The sequence below is a fragment of the Agaribacterium haliotis genome, from assembly GCF_002312815.1.
Taxonomy (GTDB): Bacteria; Pseudomonadota; Gammaproteobacteria; order Pseudomonadales; family Cellvibrionaceae; genus Agaribacterium; species Agaribacterium haliotis.
On the sequence record NZ_NKQJ01000003.1, the window covers coordinates 112,740 to 132,120 of the forward strand.

At 51.2% G+C, this 19,381-nt stretch carries 17 protein-coding genes; all 17 read right to left on the minus strand.

Translation table 11 applies throughout. The features are described 5' to 3' along the window. Positions 1-42 precede the first annotated feature (42 nt). A complete protein-coding gene (locus CFK45_RS04975) occupies positions 43-972 on the minus strand; it encodes a M23 family metallopeptidase (RefSeq protein ID WP_096085328.1) in 930 nt (309 codons plus the stop codon). A gap of 182 nt (positions 973-1,154) precedes the next feature. Beyond that, positions 1,155-2,063, minus strand: a complete 909-nt coding sequence (lpxC, locus tag CFK45_RS04980; protein ID WP_096085329.1) for a UDP-3-O-acyl-N-acetylglucosamine deacetylase — start codon at positions 2,061-2,063, stop codon at positions 1,155-1,157. Positions 2,064-2,303: 240 nt separating this feature from the next. Beyond that, positions 2,304-3,500 (minus strand): cell division protein FtsZ, encoded by a 1,197-nt coding sequence (ftsZ, locus tag CFK45_RS04985; protein ID WP_096085330.1) that lies wholly within the window; start codon positions 3,498-3,500, stop codon positions 2,304-2,306. A gap of 30 nt (positions 3,501-3,530) precedes the next feature. Continuing rightward, positions 3,531-4,757 (minus strand): cell division protein FtsA, encoded by a 1,227-nt coding sequence (gene ftsA, locus CFK45_RS04990; RefSeq protein ID WP_096085331.1) that lies wholly within the window; start codon positions 4,755-4,757, stop codon positions 3,531-3,533. Positions 4,758-4,760: 3 nt separating this feature from the next. Beyond that, complete coding sequence (locus tag CFK45_RS04995) at positions 4,761-5,570, minus strand: cell division protein FtsQ/DivIB (protein WP_096085332.1); 810 nt, start codon at positions 5,568-5,570, stop codon at positions 4,761-4,763. Beyond that, positions 5,563-6,513, minus strand: coding sequence for a D-alanine--D-alanine ligase (locus CFK45_RS05000; RefSeq protein WP_096085333.1), 951 nt, complete (start codon positions 6,511-6,513; stop codon positions 5,563-5,565). The genes CFK45_RS04995 and CFK45_RS05000 overlap by 8 nt, the downstream gene beginning before the upstream one ends. Beyond that, a complete protein-coding gene (murC, locus tag CFK45_RS05005; RefSeq protein WP_096085334.1) occupies positions 6,510-7,940 on the minus strand; it encodes a UDP-N-acetylmuramate--L-alanine ligase in 1,431 nt (476 codons plus the stop codon). Before murC ends, CFK45_RS05000 begins: the two co-directional genes overlap by 4 nt. Then, positions 7,937-8,998 (minus strand): undecaprenyldiphospho-muramoylpentapeptide beta-N-acetylglucosaminyltransferase, encoded by a 1,062-nt coding sequence (gene murG, locus CFK45_RS05010; RefSeq protein WP_096085335.1) that lies wholly within the window; start codon positions 8,996-8,998, stop codon positions 7,937-7,939. Before murG ends, murC begins: the two co-directional genes overlap by 4 nt. Continuing rightward, positions 8,988-10,145 (minus strand): putative lipid II flippase FtsW, encoded by a 1,158-nt coding sequence (ftsW, locus tag CFK45_RS05015; protein ID WP_239923564.1) that lies wholly within the window; start codon positions 10,143-10,145, stop codon positions 8,988-8,990. Before ftsW ends, murG begins: the two co-directional genes overlap by 11 nt. Then, positions 10,142-11,500: a UDP-N-acetylmuramoyl-L-alanine--D-glutamate ligase gene (gene murD / locus CFK45_RS05020; RefSeq protein WP_096085336.1), complete on the minus strand. Its 1,359-nt coding sequence runs from the start codon at positions 11,498-11,500 to the stop codon at positions 10,142-10,144. The genes ftsW and murD overlap by 4 nt, the downstream gene beginning before the upstream one ends. Positions 11,501-11,502: 2 nt before the next feature. Next, positions 11,503-12,585 carry a phospho-N-acetylmuramoyl-pentapeptide-transferase gene (gene mraY / locus CFK45_RS05025; RefSeq protein WP_096085337.1) on the minus strand — a complete coding sequence of 361 codons (1,083 nt, stop codon included), beginning with the start codon at positions 12,583-12,585 and terminating at the stop codon, positions 11,503-11,505. 1 nt (position 12,586) lies between these two features. Then, on the minus strand, positions 12,587-13,942 hold the full coding sequence (locus tag CFK45_RS05030; RefSeq protein ID WP_096085338.1) for a UDP-N-acetylmuramoyl-tripeptide--D-alanyl-D-alanine ligase: 1,356 nt from the start codon (positions 13,940-13,942) through the stop codon (positions 12,587-12,589). Beyond that, the gene (locus CFK45_RS05035) at positions 13,939-15,384 is read right to left on the minus strand and encodes a UDP-N-acetylmuramoyl-L-alanyl-D-glutamate--2,6-diaminopimelate ligase (RefSeq protein ID WP_096085339.1); all 1,446 of its coding nucleotides are present in this window, start codon (positions 15,382-15,384) and stop codon (positions 13,939-13,941) included. Before CFK45_RS05035 ends, CFK45_RS05030 begins: the two co-directional genes overlap by 4 nt. Next, on the minus strand, positions 15,384-17,105 hold the full coding sequence (locus CFK45_RS05040) for a peptidoglycan D,D-transpeptidase FtsI family protein (protein WP_096085340.1): 1,722 nt from the start codon (positions 17,103-17,105) through the stop codon (positions 15,384-15,386). Before CFK45_RS05040 ends, CFK45_RS05035 begins: the two co-directional genes overlap by 1 nt. Continuing rightward, positions 17,105-17,416, minus strand: coding sequence for a cell division protein FtsL (gene ftsL / locus CFK45_RS05045; RefSeq protein WP_096085341.1), 312 nt, complete (start codon positions 17,414-17,416; stop codon positions 17,105-17,107). The genes CFK45_RS05040 and ftsL overlap by 1 nt, the downstream gene beginning before the upstream one ends. Positions 17,417-17,424: 8 nt before the next feature. After that, positions 17,425-18,351 carry a 16S rRNA (cytosine(1402)-N(4))-methyltransferase RsmH gene (rsmH, locus tag CFK45_RS05050; RefSeq protein ID WP_096085342.1) on the minus strand — a complete coding sequence of 309 codons (927 nt, stop codon included), beginning with the start codon at positions 18,349-18,351 and terminating at the stop codon, positions 17,425-17,427. A gap of 10 nt (positions 18,352-18,361) precedes the next feature. Beyond that, the gene (gene mraZ, locus CFK45_RS05055) at positions 18,362-18,805 is read right to left on the minus strand and encodes a division/cell wall cluster transcriptional repressor MraZ (RefSeq protein ID WP_096085343.1); all 444 of its coding nucleotides are present in this window, start codon (positions 18,803-18,805) and stop codon (positions 18,362-18,364) included. Positions 18,806-19,381: the final 576 nt, after the last annotated feature.

Here is a 19,381-nt window from a genome sequence, read left to right on the forward strand (position 1 = left end):
ATACAGAAAAAGAGGCGGCACAAGGGCCTATTGGTGCTAACTTCAGCGACTGGCGCGGTGAATATAAGAGGCGGGGTCGACCGTGCGGCCGTTTTTATGCACTTCGAAGTGTACGTGGGGGCCGGTAGAGCGGCCGGTGGAACCGACCAGTGCGATAGTCTGGCCTTTTTTAACAATGTCGCCGGCCTTGACCAGCAACTTTTTACAGTGACCGTAGCGAGTCACAAAACCGTTGCCGTGATTGATCTCAACCATTTTCCCGTACTGGTAGCGATCGGCCGACCAGGTGACAACGCCCGCGGCAACCGCAACAACATCGGAGTTTTCTTTTGCGGCAAAATCCACACCGGCGTGCCAGTCAGCGCCGCCGGTAAACGGGTCGGTGCGCCGGCCGTAGCGCGAGCTCATCCAGCCCTTTTTAATCGGGCGCCCGGCGAGAAAGACATCGCTCTGTAATTTTCTATCGGCTAACAGCGCTTCGAGGGTGCTCAACTGCTGTTGGCGATCATCAATTTGCAGGGCCAGGCGCTCAAGCGTGTCGGTCAGCGAGGGGCCAGGGTTTTCGCCGGGGTTAGCACTTGCTTCGGGGCCGCCCACCGCAGGCGGCTGACTGAAGTCAAACTCACCCTTGTCGAGCTTGGCCATCGTTGTCAGGCGCTCCCCCAAAGCATCGAGGCGCACTAAGCGGGCCTGAAGTTCGGAGGCTCTTAAGGTCAGTGCGGCGAGTGTTTTTTCAGCTTCGCGCTGGGCCTGTTCAACCTGGTTTTGCTGCTGCTCAAGTGTTGCCACCCAAGCCTGGCGGCTCTGTTTATCGAGCAATTTGTTGTCTTGCTGGGCAAACAACTGCCAGGCCATAAGGCCTGCGCCGACGGGAAAACCAACCAGACAAACGCCGAGTACCGCGCGCGCCCAAGCCCCCAGATTAATACTCCGGGTGCTTCCATAACGCTTGCTGACAACAATAAGTCTCATCGGCTCTTGTTATTTGAACTCGTAGAGGGATTGGGGGCTTCCCTCAGTATAGCCAGCGCCCTAACAAGAGGACGCAAAGCGCCCTACTCGGGCGAGTGAAGAGACGAATATGTCATAAAAAGCCACAGTTGCCAAATAGCAATGCGATTGAGCTCACATAGCGGTCGACAACTGAGCAATAATTATGCAGTCAGCGGCTTAATGTAGGAAATTGGCAACTGTTCAGCTTCATCAAAGCTGACAAGCTCCCAGGCATCTCGCTGTTCAAGCAGGGCGCGCACCGCTTTGTTATTTAAGCCGTGGCCGCTCTTGTGTGCCTGATATTCACCGATCAGACCGTAGCCGAGCAGGTAGAGATCGCCAATCGCATCGAGAATTTTGTGTTTTACAAATTCGTCGTCATAGCGCAGGCCATCTTCATTCAGTATTTTGTACTGATCAACAACAATGGCGTTATCGACACTGCCGCCTTTCACCAAACCCTTGGAGCGCAAGTACTCAAATTCGTGCATGAAACCAAAGGTGCGCGCGCGGCTGATCTCTTTAACAAACGAAGTGGTAGAAAAATCAATGCTGGCATCGAGCTTTTTGTCTTTAAAGACGGGGTGATCAAAATCGATGCTGAAGTTAACTTTCAAGCCGTCGTAGGGTTTGAACGTCGCGTGTTTATCGCCGTCAGTGACGGTAACGGGCTTAAGCACACGAAGAAATTTCTTTGCTTCATTTTGCTCAACCACACCGGCACTTTGAATCAAAAACACAAAAGGGCCAGCGCTGCCGTCCATAATCGGCACTTCATTGGCACTGAGCTCCACGATAGCGTTGTCAATGCCGAGGCCAGCCATCGCAGACATCAAGTGCTCAACCGTTGAAATACGGCCCTCACCCTGGCCCAAACTGGTCGACAACGTGGTATCAAACACATTCGTTGCCGCGGCTGCCATGTCGACAACGGGGTTTAAGTCGGTGCGCCGAAAAACAATGCCACTATTCACCGGTGCCGGACGCAAAGTCAAAAAGACTTTTTGACCGGTATGCAAGCCAACACCCGTTGCGCGAATTTCGTTTTTCAAAGTACGTTGTCTAACCATGGTTCCAGCTCTCATTTAGGCGGCGCGGATTCTAACATCATCACCGCTATTGCTCCAATTTTGTGCAACTGCTTTGCTGGCGCCGAAAGTACCACTTGTTTACTGGCGCACACTTCCCTTTTCCTTTCACCACCCACATCTATGTAAGTGGTTTTGACCCTACGCAGACAGCAGGGTTCCGCCCTCCGGCTAAGGAGGGGACCAAAGGGCGGAGTCCTGATCTGCGATCAGGGCTCCAGCTTAGTCGGCCTGGCGACGCAAGAAAGCCGGAATATCGAGGTACTCGATATCGCGATCGACCGGGCTAACCGCGGCATTGGCGCTTTTAGCTTCCGCCGGTGCCGCCGAGGAGCTCGCGCTTTGACTGCTGCGCATCACCGTTGGCTTGTCCAGTTCGTTGTAGTTTGGCTCGGCCGCGACCTTGCGTGTGTTATCAACCACAACTTTGGCCTGTTCCGGCGTGCGCACTTCTGCTGAATTCGCGTGGCCAAGACCGGTGGCAACAACGGTGACACGAACCTCACCACTCATCTCAGGGTCAATGACCGTTCCGACAACCACAGTGGCATCGTTGGATGCAAACTCTTCAATGGTATCACCGACCTCACTAAACTCACCCAAGCTCAAGTCAGGCCCGGAGGTGATATTCACCAACATACCGCGAGCCCCCTGCAGATCGACATCTTCGAGCAATGGGCTGCGGATTGCAGCTTCGGCCGCCTCGATGGCGCGGTTTTCACCAGTGGCTCGCCCCGAGCCCATCATCGCCATGCCTTTTTCTGACATCACGGTACTGACATCGGCAAAGTCGACGTTAATAGTACCCGGGCGGATAATCAGATCGGCAATGCCCTGAACGGCGCCGAGCAAAACATCGTTTGCCGCTTTAAATGCGTCGAGCAATGACGTGCTTTTGCCGAGCACCTGTAAAAGCTTTTCGTTGGGAATGGTAATCAGCGAATCAACCCTGTCGGTCAGCTGCTTGATACCTTCTTCGGCGATCTTCATGCGCTTGCGGCCTTCAAACGGGAAAGGGCGCGTAACCACAGCCACGGTCAGAATACCCATTTCTTTGGCGATCTCAGCAACAACCGGAGCACCGCCAGTGCCTGTGCCGCCGCCCATACCAGCGGTGACAAAGACCATGTCCGCGCCCTGCAAACACTCGGCAATGCGCTCGCGATCTTCCATCGCCGCTTGGCGGCCAACCTCAGGGTTAGCGCCAGCGCCAAGCCCCTTGGTAATACCGTGACCGAGTTGCAACACCGCTTTGCTGTCGAGATCGGTCAGCGCTTGCGAGTCGGTATTGGCGCAAATAAATTCAACGCCATCGACATCGCTGCTGATCATGTGGCGAACAGCGTTGCCACCACCGCCACCGACTCCGACGACTTTAATTACCGCGTTCTGAGGAACGCTATCTACCAGTTCAAACATAGTAATCCCCTCTTTTTGACACTATGAATTTTAAAAATTACGAATAAACCAAGATTTAAATTTACTAAATGAGCTCTCCCCACTTGCTTTGGGAGTAACGCTGTCACCGACCTTGTTTTTACCAAAGTGCAAAAGGCCAACGCCGGTTGAGTAAATAGGATTATTAACAATGTCTTTCAAGCCATTGATATTTTGCGGTGCCCCCAAGCGCACCGGCATATGAAAAATTTCTTCAGCGAGTTCAACAACACCTTCCATTTTTGCCGTGCCTCCGGTCAGCACAATGCCCGCCGCGATCATATCTTCATAACCACTGCGACGAACCTCTGCCTGAACCAGAGAAAATAATTCTTCGTAACGCGGCTCAACCACTTCGGCCAGCGCCTGGCGGCTTAAATCGCGCGGCGGCCTGTCACCGACACTCGGCACTTTAATGGTTTCATCGGCATTGGTTAATTTGGCCAAGGCGCAGGCGTAGCGAATTTTTATTTCTTCCGCGTACTGAGTTGGCGTGCGCAGCGCCATGGCAATATCGTTGGTCACCTGATCGCCGGCAATCGGAATGACCCCGGTGTGCTTGATCGCACCTTCAGTAAAAATGGCAATATCTGTGGTGCCGCCACCGATATCGACAATGCACACACCGAGCTCTTTTTCATCATCCGTTAAAATTGCGTGGCTGGAAGCCAGCTGCTCTAAAATCACACTTTCAACTTCAAGGCCGCAGCGACGAATACACTTTTCAATATTTTGCGCAGCGTTGGCGGCGCCAGTTACCAAGTGAACCTTAGCTTCGAGGCGCACACCACTCATACCCAGAGGCTCTTTAACCCCTTCTTGGTCGTCAATAATGTATTCCTGTGGCAGTAGGTGCAGAATTTTTTGGTCTGCCGGTATCGCCACCGCCTGCGCGGCATCGAGCACACGGTCTATATCTGTTTGATATACCTCGCGGTCTTTAATCGCGACAATGCCGTGGGAATTTAAGCTGCGAATATGGTTGCCGGCGATACCGGCAAACACAGAGTGGATCTGACAGCCGGCCATTAATTCCGCCTCTTCCACCGCGCGCTGAATACTCTGCACTGTCGATTCAATATTAACCACGACACCTTTTTTCAGACCGACACTTTTATGCGAGCCTATGCCGACGATTGCGAGTTCGCCTTCGCTACTGATCTCTCCGACTAAGGCCACCACTTTCGATGTGCCTATGTCGAGACCAACAATCATTTTGCCCTGCTCTGAATTGGCCATAATTTACCTGCTTGCGAGCTCGCCGAGAGTTTCTTCACGCCAACGCACAGCTACACCATTTGAGTAGCGTAAATCGACGATGGCAAGCCGCTCTTTTTGAGCTCCCAACTGCTGTTGATATAAATACAAGAATTTCTCTAAACGCTCACTGAACATGTGCCCACCAAGCAACAATGTAAAACCCGAGCTAAATTTAATTTCTCTAGCTCCGTTTGCCGATACATGCAACGAAGAAATGTAAAGGCCGGCATCATTTAGCAGCTGTGACATCAGCAAATAATTTCGCGCGATATCATAAGCATGCTCATCTGCGCCACTTAAAACCGGCAGCGAACTCAAGGCATTGAGCTCATTGACATAAACCAATTCACCGTAGCGATTAATAAAACCTCTCTCACCCCAGCGTGCAATAGGCAGCTCTTCTTCGATCTCAACTTTCAAGGTTGCCGGCCACTGCCTGGCCAGGCGCACACTTTTGTACCAGGGTTTTGCCTCCATGGCTGCACGCATACGCGCCAAATCTAAATTGACAAAGTCGCCGGCCAACAAGGCGCTGATATCACTTTGCAGCGCTTGCTTACTGCTGTAACGAAACTCACCTTCGATAACGACATTGTTTATTTTCACCTCATCGTCGAAGTCAACACTCGGCAGAGCGATGTGCACGTCAGCGATATATGCCAACGGTTTGAAATACACACAAGCGGCAATAACTGCACACATCAGCAGCACATAGCGCCCGAGCTTGCGCCGCGGCTGAGTGCTCGGCTTAACTTTTTTTGCGCCGCCTGTTGTATTTATTTGTTTAGCCATTTGTCGCCATCGCCAAGACTTCAAGTACCAGATCGCCAAAACTTAACCCGATGGCCTTTGCCGCCATCGGCACCAAGCTGTGGCTGGTCATGCCCGGCACGGTATTCACTTCAAGCAGGAAAAACTCCCCGCTTTGATTGCGCATAAAATCAACTCGCCCCCAGCCCTTACAGCCAACCGTGCGAAATGCCTTGCCGGCAATGGCTTTTAAAATAGATTCGTCCTGCTCATCAAGCGGCGCGGGGCACAAGTACTCGGTCTTATCACTTTCGTATTTTGCATTAAAGTCGTAAAAGCCGCCGTTAAACTTAATTTGAATCGGCGGCAACACCGTCGAGCCAAGCACCGCGACGCTGTACTCTTCACCGTGAATAAGTTTTTCGGCAATAACGGTAGAGTCAAACTGTTTAGCCGCTGCTGCAGCTTGCTCAAGCTCGGCCAGCGAACGAGCTGGGCTCACGCCGTAACTGGAGCCTTCGTGCACGGGTTTAACAAATACGTGACCCAGCGTATCGAGCACAGTCTCAAGGCTGAGCTCCGCCTCCAGGGTTAAATAAGGCGGCGTCGGCAGCCCCCAGCTTTGCCACACTTGTTTTGTGTGCAGTTTGTTCATAGCCAGAGCCGAAGCAGCGTGGTCGCTACCCGTATAAGGTTTGCCCATCAAATCTAACAGCGCCTGAACTTTGCCATCTTCGCCGCCCATACCGTGCAGAGCGATAAAAGCGCAGTCAAATTCTGCCTGCTGTAACTGCTGGCAGACGTCTTCACCGATATCAATAGCAAAAGCGTTAACGCCTTTTTCCTGCAGGGCATTTAAGATGGCCGCGCCGCTTTGCAGCGACACACTGCGCTCCGCCGAGGTGCCACCATAAAGCACTGCAACGCGGCCAAAATCGGCGACATTGCCAGAGAACTGTTTTTGATAACGCGTTTCAACACTCATTTTTTTGCCCCGAATTCAGTTTCCGCCAACACCGGAGCCAGATGCGTCACACTGCCCGCGCCCTGGGTAATAACGATGTCGTCCGCTTGAATAAGCTTGTTCAGTAGTTCGGGAACCACATCAATATTTTCTGCAAAAATTGGGTCGACACTGCCGCGGTTGCGAATACTGCGCGCTAAACTGCGGCCGTCGGCACCGACTATTAGCGCTTCACCTGCGGCGTAGACATCGAGTAAAACAAGCACGTCGACACGAGAAAGAACGTCGACAAAATCTTCAAACAAATCGCGCGTGCGCGTATAGCGGTGTGGCTGATACACCATCACTAAGCGGCGCTCCGGCCAACCGTTGCGCACACCATTGATCGTCGCCAACACTTCGCGCGGATGATGGCCGTAGTCATCAACCAGCATTGCAAAACCGCCTTCGACAGGAATATCACCGTGCACCTCAAAGCGCCGGCCAACACCTTGAAACTGTTTTAGCCCCTGCTGAATCGCTTCATCGGCAACCGACTCATCGCTGGCTACCGCAATCGCAGCAGTGGCATTTAGCGCGTTGTGTAAGCCAGGCATCGGCAAATGAATATCAAGTGCGGTTTTAGCATTAGGCCGCTCAACTTTAAAACTCAAACTCGAACCACTTTGGCGAATATCGACACAGCGGAAGTCGTTGCCCTCATCAAAGCCGTAAGTTAGTACCTGGCGACTGATTCGCGGCAAAATTTCCTGCACAATCGGGTCGTCGCCGCAAACAATCGCCACACCGTAAAATGGCAAATTGTGCAAAAAGTCTACAAAGGTATCTTTAACTTTTTCAAAATCACCGCCATAGGTCTCCAGGTGATCCGCGTCAATATTAGTAACAATCGCGACCATCGGTTGCAGGTGTAAAAACGACGCATCACTTTCGTCAGCCTCTGCGACCAGAAAACGGCTTTCACCAAGGCGCGCATTGGTACCGGCCGAATTTAACAGGCCACCAATAACAAACGTTGGGTCCAGCCCCGCCGCAGCTAAAATCGACGCAGTAAGGCTAGTCGTGGTTGTTTTGCCATGCGTTCCAGCAACGGCAATACCGTGGCGATAGCGCATCAGCTCAGCGAGCATTTCTGCCCGGCGCACAACCGGAATCCGGCCGTTGATCGCTGCGGTTAATTCAGGGTTGCTTTCAGTAATCGCCGTCGACCTAACCACCACACTTGCGCCGTTTATATTTTCAGCGCTGTGACCGATATAAATTTTTGCGCCCAACTGTTCAAGACGCGCGGTTGTATCCGAGGCCTTCATATCAGAGCCACTAATCTTGTAGCCCTGATTAAGCAGCACTTCAGCAATGCCACACATACCTGCGCCGCCTATGCCGATAAAGTGAATTTGTTGCACTCGGCGCATTTCAGGAACCTGAAAAGTCGTTTGAATATTCATGCGCTCAGTTCCTCTACTGCATCTGCTACTTTTTCGGCGGCGCCGCGCAAAGCTGAGTCGGCACTGAGTTTGGCCATATGCCTCAACTTATTTCTATCACTGCAAAAATCTTTTAGGGCCGCCACTAGCGCACCGCTGTCAAAATCTTTTTCCTGCACCATCAACGCTGCACCGGCATCCGTTAAAAAGTGCGCATTGGCACTTTGATGATCGTCGATGGCATAAGGGTAAGGCACAAATAACGCGGGGATGCCAACGCTGGCCACTTCGGAAACCGTCAGAGCACCCGCTCGACACACCATTAACTCGGTGCAATCAAGCAGCGCATCCATATCGTCGATAAACTCAACCACCGTCGCTTTAATGCCGGCCGCGGCATAAGCTTGCTCAGCCTCGTCGCGACGGCCAACACCACTTTGATGCCAGATATCCAGCCACTCGCTGACACCGGCTTCGCGCAGGGCTGCGGGTAAACGAGTATTCAGCGCACGCGCTCCGCGCGAGCCGCCCATTACCGTAAGCTTTAGTTTGTCGGCACTGTAATCACTTCGGTTGTGCAAAACCTCAAGCGAGGCGCGCAGTGGATTGCCAACCACCTCGGCACCGGTCAGAGCACCGGGGAAAGCTTGTAGTGCACAAGATGCAAATTTACTTAAAATTTTATTGGTACTGCCGGCAACTGCATTTTGCTCGTGAATCAGCAAGGGGATGCCCAGAAGGCGTGCAGCTAAACCGGCAGGCCCTGCGACAAAGCCGCCCATGCCAACAACAACCGCCGGTTTAATTTTTAACAATATGCGCAAGGCACAATACAAGCTGATTAGTAGTTTCAACGGCGCCATCAACCATGCCAGCAGGCCTTTACCACGCAAGCCCGACACGGCAAACAAATTTAATTTAATACCGCGAACCGGCACCAGGCGCGACTCCAGCCCAGCTTGAGTACCGAGCCATTGAACTTCATAGGAGCGCGACTGCAGTTGCTCTGCCAAAGCCAGGCCGGGGAATACGTGCCCACCCGTTCCGCCTGCGGCTATAAGCACCAAGTTATTCTTCACTGATCGCCTCCTGCTTTAAGTCATTCTGTACACGAAAGACCAGCGCTAACATGGAGCAGGTGACAACAAGGCTCGAACCGCCATAACTTATAAACGGCAGGGTAAGGCCCTTGGTCGGCAACAAGCCCGAAGCAACCCCCATATTAATAAACGCCTGCATCGCCAACAGCGCCGCCACACCCACACACAAATAGGCACCAAATTTCTGGTCGCGAGTTAAAGCTTTGAGTGCAACACGCAGAATCTGAGCGATAAAAAATGCAAACAAAGCAATAAATATCAGCACGCCAAACAAGCCAAATTCTTCAGCGATGATGGCAAAAATAAAATCCGTATGTGCATCGGGAAGGAAAAACAATTTCTGAATGCTGTTGCCAAGGCCAAGCCCAAACCAATCGCCGCGACCAAAAGCGATAAGCGACTGCACCAACTGATAGCCCCCGTCGTAAGGGTCGGCAAATGGATCCATAAACGAAAGTAAACGTTCGCGGCGGTAATCAGAGGTCAAAATCAATACACTCGCACCAAACAGCGCAACAATAGACAACAACACAAAACGCAATACCGGTACGCCGGCAACAAACATCATTGTTCCCAGCGTAAAACAAATAATCACACAAGAGCCAAAGTCTGGCTCAAGCAGCAGAAGCAGTGCCGTTAAGGCAATAATACCGACCATAATGCCGAAGCTGAGCCAGCGCGAGCTAACGACCTGGGCCCTGCGAGTTAAATAACTTGCATAAAAAATAATTAAGCAGAACTTCGCAAGCTCCGAAGCCTGTATGCCAAATGGCCCAAAGTTTAACCATCGGCGACTGCCATTTACGACTTTGCCAATGCCGGGCACCAACACCAAAATTAATAAAGCAAAACTCAAAAACAAAAATAGCGGGCTCAGTTGATGCCAAAGACGGGTGGGCATCATATAAACAAAACACCCTGCCGCCAGACCTAAGATCAAGAAAAACATCTGTTTTTTGGCAAAATACCAAGTATCACCGTAAACGGCAGCGGCAAAATCAATCGAGCTTGTTGCCACCATTAACAAACCAAAACTGGCAAGCGCCAATACTGCAACAAACAGAGAGTTGCTGGTATTAAAGCCACTAAAGCTAGGCATGCGATAATTCAGACTTAAAGCCATCATTGCGCCGCGGCCTCGCTGTACAGTTTATCGACTGCGGCGGCGAAGCTCTGACCTCTATGCTCAAAACCTTTGAACATATCAAAGCTGGCGCATGCCGGTGAGAGTAAAACTAAGTCTTGCTCACCCGCCCCCTCTGCTGCCAGCAAGACCGCTTGTTCCATTGTTTGAGCGTGCAGGCAGTCAAGACCTGCTACTTTTGCTTCGATTAACGGTGCATCTTCACCAATCAGAACTAAACGGCTAACGCACTGTGTTAACACTGGCGCTAAAAGCTCAAAGCTAGCGCCTTTTGCCAAACCGCCGGCGATCAGCCGAACCTGTTCAAATTCCGGAGCCAAGCCTTTTAAGGCGGCAATACACGCGCCTTCATTTGTGGCTTTGGAGTCATCAATAAAACAGCCGCGACTACCTTCGGCCACCACTTCACAGCGATGGGGCAAGCCGCCAAACTCTCTGGCCATCGCGCTTACTGCCGAGCGCGGAATTTCCGCAGCGTCACAAATAGCAAAAGCGGCCAGTAAATTTTCAATATTGTGCAGACCTTTAACCTTTATATCGGCGCGCGCGATTAAGCGCTGCTCGTCACAGTAAAGCTCCGCACTATTCGTATTTAAGTAGTATTGTTGCTCACCCTGCTCGGCCTTTTTATCAATGGCAAAACCATAGCGAGGTTGCGCAGTTAGCACAGGTGGCTGAGTTAGCGCGTCATCAAGCTTATAAACAACGTTTTTAGCCCCGTAGAAAATTTTCTGCTTGATCGCAAAATAATTCATCAGGTTGCCGTGGCGGTCGAGATGATCGGCACTCACATTAAGCATGGCCGCAACAGTGAGATTAGCCCTGTCTGTACTCTCGAGTTGAAAGCTGCTCAACTCCAGTACATAGAGCTCGGCCTCATCGGCCAATAGATCGAGCGCTGGGCGCCCGAGGTTGCCACCGACCGCAACCTTAAGCCCGGCGCACTGCGCAGCGAGGCCAACCATGGTTGTCACGGTCGATTTACCGTTTGAGCCAGTAATGCCAATAACCGGCTTATCCACGTGCTCTAAAAACAGAGCAACATCACCAAGTACTTCAATACCCCGCGCCAAAGCCTCAACAATAACGGCCTCATCACGACTGACACCCGGGCTTAAAATAACCCGGCTAATCTGCTGCCAAAGTGCCGGTGCAAGCTCACTGTTATAGCAGCGTACGTCCGCATCCAGTGCCTTAAAGGGCTCAAAAATAGCTGGCTCGCTGCGCGTATCAAATACAACAAACGCCTTCTGCTGTTTGTGTAAAAAGCGCGCAGCAGATAGCCCGGTAGCTCCGCCACCGACAATCAAATGTACTTGATTGCTTGCTATCAACATATCTATCTCAACTTCAGCGTGGCCAAACCAAGTAACACGAGGATTAAACTGATAATCCAAAAACGCACAATTACTCGTGGCTCAGGCCAACCTTTTAACTCAAAGTGATGATGTAAAGGCGCCATACGAAAAATCCTGCGCCCAGTTAACTTAAATGAAGCCACCTGCAAAATAACCGACACCGTTTCCATAACAAAGATGCCGGACATGATAAAAAATACAATTTCATGGCGGACCATTACCGCAATAACGCCAAGCGCAGCGCCGAGGGCCAAAGCACCAACATCACCCATAAACACCTGAGCGGGGTGCGTGTTAAACCAGAGAAAACCGAGCCCGGAACCAACCAGAGCTGCACAGAAAATAACTAGCTCACCTGTTCCTGCAACATAAGGGATATGTAGGTAGCTAGAAAAGTTAACATTGCCAACCAAGTACGCAAATAAACCCAGTGCCGCGCCGACCATAACAGTTGGCATAATCGCGAGCCCATCAAGGCCATCAGTTAAATTAACCGCATTGCTGAAACCAACAATCATAAAATAACTAATAACGATATAAGCCAAACCAAGCTGCAGAGCCCAGTTTTTAAAAAATGGAAAATACAAAGTTGTTTCAACCGGGCTCTGAGCGCTAGCGTAAAGATAAATGGACGCAGCCAAACCAAAGACACTCTGCCAAAAATATTTCCAGCGCGCAGGTAAGCCCTTGGAATTTTTTTCAACAACTTTGCGATAATCATCAACCCAGCCAACGGCACCAAAACTAAAGGTGACAAACAGAACCACTTGCACAAAACGATTGCCGAGGTCGGCCCACAGCAAGGTAGCCAGGCCAATAGCAAATAGTATTAGCGCGCCTCCCATGGTCGGGGTACCACTTTTACTTAAGTGACTTTGCGGGCCGTCTTCACGAATCGCTTGGCCAACTTGCAACTGTTCGAGTTTGCGAATCACCCCCGGGCCGAGAAACATCGAAATACCAAGTGCGGTCAATACACCGACAATGGCACGAAAGCTTAAATAACGAAAAACACCAAAAACCGGGATATATTCTTTTAAATAATCCGCTAACCAATAAAGCATATTACTGCCCACCTTCTTGCAGTAAGGCCTGACAAACCCTGTCCATTGCCGAAGACCGAGACCCCTTGACCAAAATGGTCGGCGCTTCGTGTAAACGCTCTAGCAGCGCGAGCACAAGGTCTTTGTGATTCATAAAATGTTTAGCGCCACGGCCAAAACCATCGCAGTAGTCGTCGGCAAAGGCACCGACAGCATAGAGATCTGTTATGCCGCTGGTCTTTGCGTACAAACCCACTTCTCTATGTATTTCTTCAGCATTTTCACCGAGTTCAGCCATGTCGCCGAGCACCAATAACGCGCTGTCTTGCTTGCACAAATAATCAATCGCCGCTTTTAACGAGGCAGGATTCGCGTTGTAACTGTCGTCAACTAAGCTCGCCTGGCCGACTCTGCTAAGCTGCATGCGACCGGGCTCACCGTTGTAAGCTGCGAGCCCCTGACAAATATGCTCAGCCGAAACGCCCAGAGCAAAAGCACAGGCCGCCGCTGCCAAGGCATTTTCTACCAGGTGTAAACCCGGTACGTTCAATTTAACAGCGATTTTTTTCTCGCCCAGCCACAAGTCAAACGAGACACAGCTCAGCGCATCGCTACTGACATTGCTCGCCCTGACTTGGGCAAGGCTGTGTTTGTCATCGCTAAAGATCAGCGACGACGGGCGCTCGGCAATGGCCGCAATGCTGCTGTAGCTTGTCAGCGCCTGATTTACCACGCAGCTGGCTGAATCATTTAAGTGCTGATAAATTTTTGCTTTTTCTTCTGCAATCGCCGTCAAAGTGCCAAAACCTTGAAGGTGAGCCGGGTGCACATTAATGACTACAGCCACATCCGCTTGAATAAGCGAACTTAAATAAGCGATCTCGCCTTTGCTACTTGTACCGGCTTCAACAACAACAAAGTCGAGAGTTTCATCAGCCGCAAGTAAAGTCAGTGGTACACCGATGTGATTATTTAAATTAGCTTTTGTCGCGAGCGTCGCGCCTGCTTGCTGACAAATGCAGCGCAGCATGCCTTTAACTGAAGTTTTTCCGCAGCTGCCGGTAATAGCCACAACTTTAGCCGGCAACTGCAAACGCCAGGCAGCTGCCAGGCGCCCTAAAGCAGTGGTTGTATCGGCGACAACTATCTGGGGAAAATCCAAATCCTCTTGCAAGCGCGACACAACTGCCGCACAGGCCCCCTGCTGCTGGGCGCGCTCAACAAAAGCCTCACCATTAAAGTTATCTCCGCGCAAAGCGACAAAAAGATCACCGCGTTTAATATTGCGCGTATCAGTGCTGATAGACGAAAACTGCGTATCTGCGCCGACTAGCTGCCCCTGCATACTCTCTGCGGCCCAGGCTAAGGTCTTTTTCATGCAAGCAACTCCCGTACAACACTGGCGTCACTGAACGGAAAACGCTGGCCGGCAATTTCTTGGTAGTCTTCGTGGCCTTTACCTGCAATAAGCAATAAGTCCTGACTCGCGCTTGCGCTTAGCGCGCTGGCAATTGCCTCGCGACGATCGAGCACAACAATTGCCCGCGACTTATCAGGCAGCCCCTGCAATACATGCTCAGCAATTGTTTCCGGCGCTTCGGAGCGCGGGTTATCCGATGTTAAATACAGCGTGTCAGCATATTTTTCGGCGACCGCTCCCATCAATGCACGCTTGCCTTTGTCTCTGTCGCCACCACAGCCAAAAACCAAATTGAGTTTTTTCTCGCTGTGTTGTCTGAGCGCCAGCAAAGCTTTTTCCAGTGCATCTGGCGTGTGCGCATAGTCAATAAATACCGCCGGAGTATCGGCCACACGCTCAAGTCGTCCGGGAACAGTTTTCCACGACGCAGCTATTGAGGCCAAACTGTAAACGTCGACATTGAGCTGAGCAAGCACGGCAAAAACGGCCATTAAATTGGCCAAATTAAAAGCACCCATCAGCACACTTCGTATATCTATACGGTGCCCATCAATTGTTAACGAGGCGGCGATGCCTGCATTTAAAAACTCAACCTCAACCAGGTTCACCAGCGCCGGCACAGTGCCACAAGAAAAGCCGGCGACACTGCCGATAAATTCTTCCAGCAAGGCATCATCAAAGTTGACAACGCTTCTGGCCACATCAGCTTTGATAAACGATTTTTTTATCTCAGCGTAGTTTTGCATATCGCCGTGATAATCGAGGTGATCGCGACTGATATTGGTAAGCACCCGGCACGCAAAGTTGATTGCCGCAACGCGTTTTTGTGCAATAGCGTGAGAGCTGACTTCAAGCACTACGTGGCTTACGCCGCGCTCAACAAGTTCGGCAAGTATTTTTTGCAGCTCAAGCGCATCCGGAGTAGTCATGCCTGTCGGGTGATATTCGCCCTCGCACCAACTCCAGCCGAGGGTGCCGATACTCGCAGCGCTATAACCGAGCAAACGCCAGCTCTGCAGTAAAAGATCGGCGCAGGATGTTTTACCGTTTGTGCCTGTCACGCCAACTACGCAGAGTTTCTCGCTCGGCTCGCCGTAAAAACGAGCCGCTATCTGCGCCATACGCTCATTTAACAAACACAGGCGCAAAAAAAGAACACCGTGCTTAAGCTCAAATTCATCGCGGCCGCAGCGGCTCTCTTGTACAACAACGCTCGCCCCGTTTTTAATAGCCGCATCAATAAACTGCTCACCGTCGAGCTTATTACCTCGCAGCGCAAAAAACATAAAACCGCTTTTGACGGTGCGGCTGTCCAGGCTAAGACCGAGAACCTCAATATCAGCGCAGTTGCCGCAATCAGGGGCAAACTCGGCTAAATCTATTAGCGCATGCAAACGCATCAGCCTCGCCCCCCTAATACGGTAGAGTTTGAGCTCAAGTAATTTGAAGTATCTGCAGGCGGAACATTTAAAGCCTTTAAACTCTTTTCCATCACCGACGCAAATATTGGAGCAGCCGCTTTACCACCGCTGTACTCGCCATAGGCAGGCGGCTCATCGACAACCACAACGGTCACCAGCCGAGGTTTATCGGCCGGGGCAAAACCCGCAAATAAAGCGCGGTACTTGTCGTCGGCATAGCCGCCACTTTTTGCATCAACTTTATGCGCAGTACCGGTCTTGCCCGCCACGGGGTAATCGTCGATTGCAGCGCGCGTCGCCGTACCGCCGCTTTCCGTCACGCCTCGTAGCATCTGTCGCACCTGACGTGCAATATTTTTATCCAACACAGGGATCGCTGGTTCTGAGTGCTGTTGGCGCACCAGGGTCAGCGGCTTAAACATGCCGTCGTTAGCCAACACCAAATAGGCCTGGGCAAGCTGTAAAGCGTTCACATTTAAACCGTAACCAAAAGCAAAGTTGGCCCGCTCAATATCGCTCCAGCGATTGCGCTGAGGCAGTGTGCCACCGCGCTCACCGGGAAAACCAATACCGGTACTCTGGCCGAGGCCAACACGAAAATAAACGTCTCTTATTTGGTCAACTTCCATATCCAGCGCCATTTTTGTTACTGCAACCTGGCTGGACTTTTTAATGACTTTGGCCAAATCCATCTGGCCGTAATTTACCGGGTCCATAAACGTCTTAGAGCCAACTCGCACATAACCCGGTGAAGTATCGATAATATCTGTAGCTTTATAGCGGCCACTTTCCATCGCCGCCGCAACGGCCAGTGGTTTGACGGTTGAACCTGGCTCAAACACATCGGTTACCGCGCGATTGCGCATTTGTCCGCGACCAACTCCCAAGCGGTGATTTGGGTTGTAGGAGGGCTGATTGACCATCGCTAAAATTTCGCCGGAGCGCGCATCGACAGTAATTAACGAACCACTTTTTGCCCCCTGCTTGGCAATCGCATGCTTGAGCTCTTTGTAGGCAAGGTACTGCAGTTTTAGATCCAGGGTCAGCTGCAAATCCTGACCTGACTGCGGCGCCTTGATTAAGCCGAGCTCTTTAATGGTGTGCTGCTTGCGATTTTTAAGTACCTTTTTACTGCCGGGCTCTCCGTCAAGCCATTCGTTAAACGACAGCTCAAGGCCTTCAATACCGTTTTCATCGGTATCGGTAATACCGAGCACATGCGCGGCAACCTCGCCTGCAGGATAAAAACGTTTGTATTCGGTGCGGCCATTGATACCCGAAAAACCATAGGCGAGAATTTTATCTGCTTTGTGCGGTGCAAGTTGATGCTCGAGATACATAAAGCGCTTATTTTTGTACAACTCCAGGCGCTCGCGAAGGCGAGATTCTGACCAGGCAAGTGCGCTCGCAATTGAGGCAATATCTTGCTCGCGAATAAACTTAGGGTCGGCATAAATCGATTTCACCGGAGTGCTCACCGCAAGCAGCTCGCCATTTCTATCGGTAATTAAACCGCGATACGCGGTCAACGACTCGGTGCGCACCGTGCGATCGTCGCCCTCTTCACGCAGAGAAATTCCGTGATCTTCGACTTCCAGCACCAGTAAATTACTCGCGCGCGCAAGCAGCAGCACAGGTAGCGCGCACATGCCAACAATGACAAAACTTATACGCCAGTAGTTTGCCAACCAAGCAAGCATTACTGAGCCTCCACTAACACTGTGTGTTCGGGAAGTGGCGCCTGCATTTTTAAGCGCTCGTAAGCCACACTCTCTATGCGCGAATACGATGCCAGTGAGCTCATCTCCAATTGATACTGACCGGCACTGACTTTTAGTGCCGATGCCTCACGGCGCAAACTTTCGAGCTCCTGCACTTGAATACGCGACATATAAGTGGAGTACACCACGGCAAGACCAGAGACCAAAGTGGACAGCCACAAAACGACAAAAGCCACGGCACGAATTGTGCCGCGGCTGCCGCCGTCTTCAATGTTAATGGCATTATCCATAAGCGCTTTTAGAAACAGCGTTCAGCTACGCGCATAATTGCACTGCGCGAACGCACGTTTTCTCCTAATTCATGTTCACCCGCTTTGATTGCCTTACCGACAATTTTTAACGGCGCTTTTAATTGATCGTGAGTTACCGGCACGCCCGGTGGAAAATCCTGGCTCTGACTAAATTTTTTGAAATACCGTTTTACCAACCTGTCTTCGAGCGAATGAAAGCTGATCACCACCAGCCGCCCGCCGGGTTTAAGCGCCTTCATTGAGGCATCTAAAGCCAGCTTCAAATCTTCTAACTCGCGATTTATTTCGATGCGAATAGCCTGAAAAACACGTGTCGCAGGGTGCTTCTTCTCAATATGCTTCGGCACTGTGCCTTCAATTAACTCGGCCAGTTCCAGGGTTCGTGTCAGCGCTTTTTGTTCGCGCCGCTCAATTATTTTTTTGGCTATACGACGAGCAAAACGCTCCTCGCCATATTCTTTAAACACCCTCGCCATATCCTGTTCACTGGTCTGCGCCAGCCACTGCGCCGCACTGATGCCGGCCTCGGTGTTCATTCGCATATCCAGCGGGCCATCGCGCATAAAACTAAAACCGCGCTCAGCCTCATCGAGCTGAGGCGACGACACACCCAAATCGAGCAAAATGCCGTCGGCCTGTTGATTGCGTTGCGCAAGCTCAGCATCGAGCTCACAAAAACTGCGGTGGCAGATCTCAAAGCGGCTGTCTTCAGCCGCCAGCTGTTTGCCTACCGCAACAGCCTCCGGGTCTTTGTCAAAACCGATCAAATGCGCATCGCCGGCCAGGCGCGACAAGATCAAGCGGCTGTGACCGCCGCGGCCAAAGGTGCCGTCGACGTAAAGGCCCTTGTCGGTTTTCAACAACAGCTCAACCGACTCCTCAAGGAGTACTGAATAGTGCACTGACTGACTCATAGGCTGCGACCTAAATACTCAGATTCAGCATGGCTTCCGGGATAGGCTCATCACCTGCATCCTCGAGCGTCGCCATCCAGGCGGCCTCATCCCAGAGTTCATATTTATTACCGAGACCAACCAGCATTAATTTTTTCTGTAGGCTGGCAAATTCGCGCAGGGTCGGCGGCAACAATATGCGACCATTTGCATCAACGGTAAATTCGTGGGCATAACCAATAACCAGGCGCTGCACACGAGCGGCCTGCTTGTAAGCGGTAGGTAGAGCCTGAACCTGAGGCAGAATATTTTGCTTCCATTCGTCGAGCGGATAGATACACAAGCAGCGCTCAGCCATGTGCGCAGTCACAACAATCTGGCCACCACAAGCAGACAGCAGCTCGTCCCGACATTTAGTCGGTATCGCGATGCGCCCCTTGGCGTCCATGTTGATTGTATTACTGCCCTGAAACACTTATTTCCCCAGGAGTACCCAGATGCCCCACTGAAAAGCACAAATCTACACTTTTCACCACTTTCTCACACTATATTTCAGTGCAAGTTAAAGTCAAGGAGATATGCTGAGCACAAGCTTGCTAAGTTATTGAAACTTAAGCAATTTTCATCAAAAACAACGAGCAAACAAAAAACAAAGTCGACCAAAAACAAAGACCTAACAACACAAAGCTAGAAACTACTTTAAGTTCAAGACTTTTTTGACCATTAATCGGACAACTTAAAGACCGCTTTGGTCTAAGAAATACACAGATTGCAAACAGAAAAGACAGCCAGGCCAGAAACGGCGTTATAGCAGGCACAAAAGCCCGCCTAAGCCAGCTCCAGGAGCGACACCTAAGCCAACAAAGGTTTGAGCGGGTGAGGACTCACCCACAATAAGGCCTGCAATTCACAGTAGATATAAAGATGCTTGCCCACAAGCAAAGGACACGGGGTGGACTCATGCACGACAGAGCCCGATGCTCGCGCAAAAAGTTAGCATCAAGCACCGGACAACTCTGCCGTAGAGAGAATTTGATCGAGCCAGCCGATA

Bases quoted from the DNA above. Each gene is read 5' to 3' on its own strand.
- CFK45_RS04975 (WP_096085328.1), bottom strand. From the start codon at position 972: ATGAGACTTATTGTTGTCAGCAAGCGTTATGGAAGCACCCGGAGTATT.
- lpxC (WP_096085329.1), bottom strand. From the start codon at position 2,063: ATGGTTAGACAACGTACTTTGAAAAACGAAATTCGCGCAACGGGTGTT.
- ftsZ (WP_096085330.1), bottom strand. From the start codon at position 3,500: ATGTTTGAACTGGTAGATAGCGTTCCTCAGAACGCGGTAATTAAAGTC.
- ftsA (WP_096085331.1), bottom strand. From the start codon at position 4,757: ATGGCCAATTCAGAGCAGGGCAAAATGATTGTTGGTCTCGACATAGGC.
- CFK45_RS04995 (WP_096085332.1), bottom strand. From the start codon at position 5,570: ATGGCTAAACAAATAAATACAACAGGCGGCGCAAAAAAAGTTAAGCCG.
- CFK45_RS05000 (WP_096085333.1), bottom strand. From the start codon at position 6,513: ATGAGTGTTGAAACGCGTTATCAAAAACAGTTCTCTGGCAATGTCGCC.
- murC (WP_096085334.1), bottom strand. From the start codon at position 7,940: ATGAATATTCAAACGACTTTTCAGGTTCCTGAAATGCGCCGAGTGCAA.
- ftsW (WP_239923564.1), bottom strand. From the start codon at position 10,145: ATGATGGCTTTAAGTCTGAATTATCGCATGCCTAGCTTTAGTGGCTTT.
- murD (WP_096085336.1), bottom strand. From the start codon at position 11,500: ATGTTGATAGCAAGCAATCAAGTACATTTGATTGTCGGTGGCGGAGCT.
- mraY (WP_096085337.1), bottom strand. From the start codon at position 12,585: ATGCTTTATTGGTTAGCGGATTATTTAAAAGAATATATCCCGGTTTTT.
- CFK45_RS05030 (WP_096085338.1), bottom strand. From the start codon at position 13,942: ATGAAAAAGACCTTAGCCTGGGCCGCAGAGAGTATGCAGGGGCAGCTA.
- CFK45_RS05035 (WP_096085339.1), bottom strand. From the start codon at position 15,384: ATGCGTTTGCATGCGCTAATAGATTTAGCCGAGTTTGCCCCTGATTGC.
- CFK45_RS05040 (WP_096085340.1), bottom strand. From the start codon at position 17,105: ATGCTTGCTTGGTTGGCAAACTACTGGCGTATAAGTTTTGTCATTGTT.
- ftsL (WP_096085341.1), bottom strand. From the start codon at position 17,416: ATGGATAATGCCATTAACATTGAAGACGGCGGCAGCCGCGGCACAATT.
- rsmH (WP_096085342.1), bottom strand. From the start codon at position 18,351: ATGAGTCAGTCAGTGCACTATTCAGTACTCCTTGAGGAGTCGGTTGAG.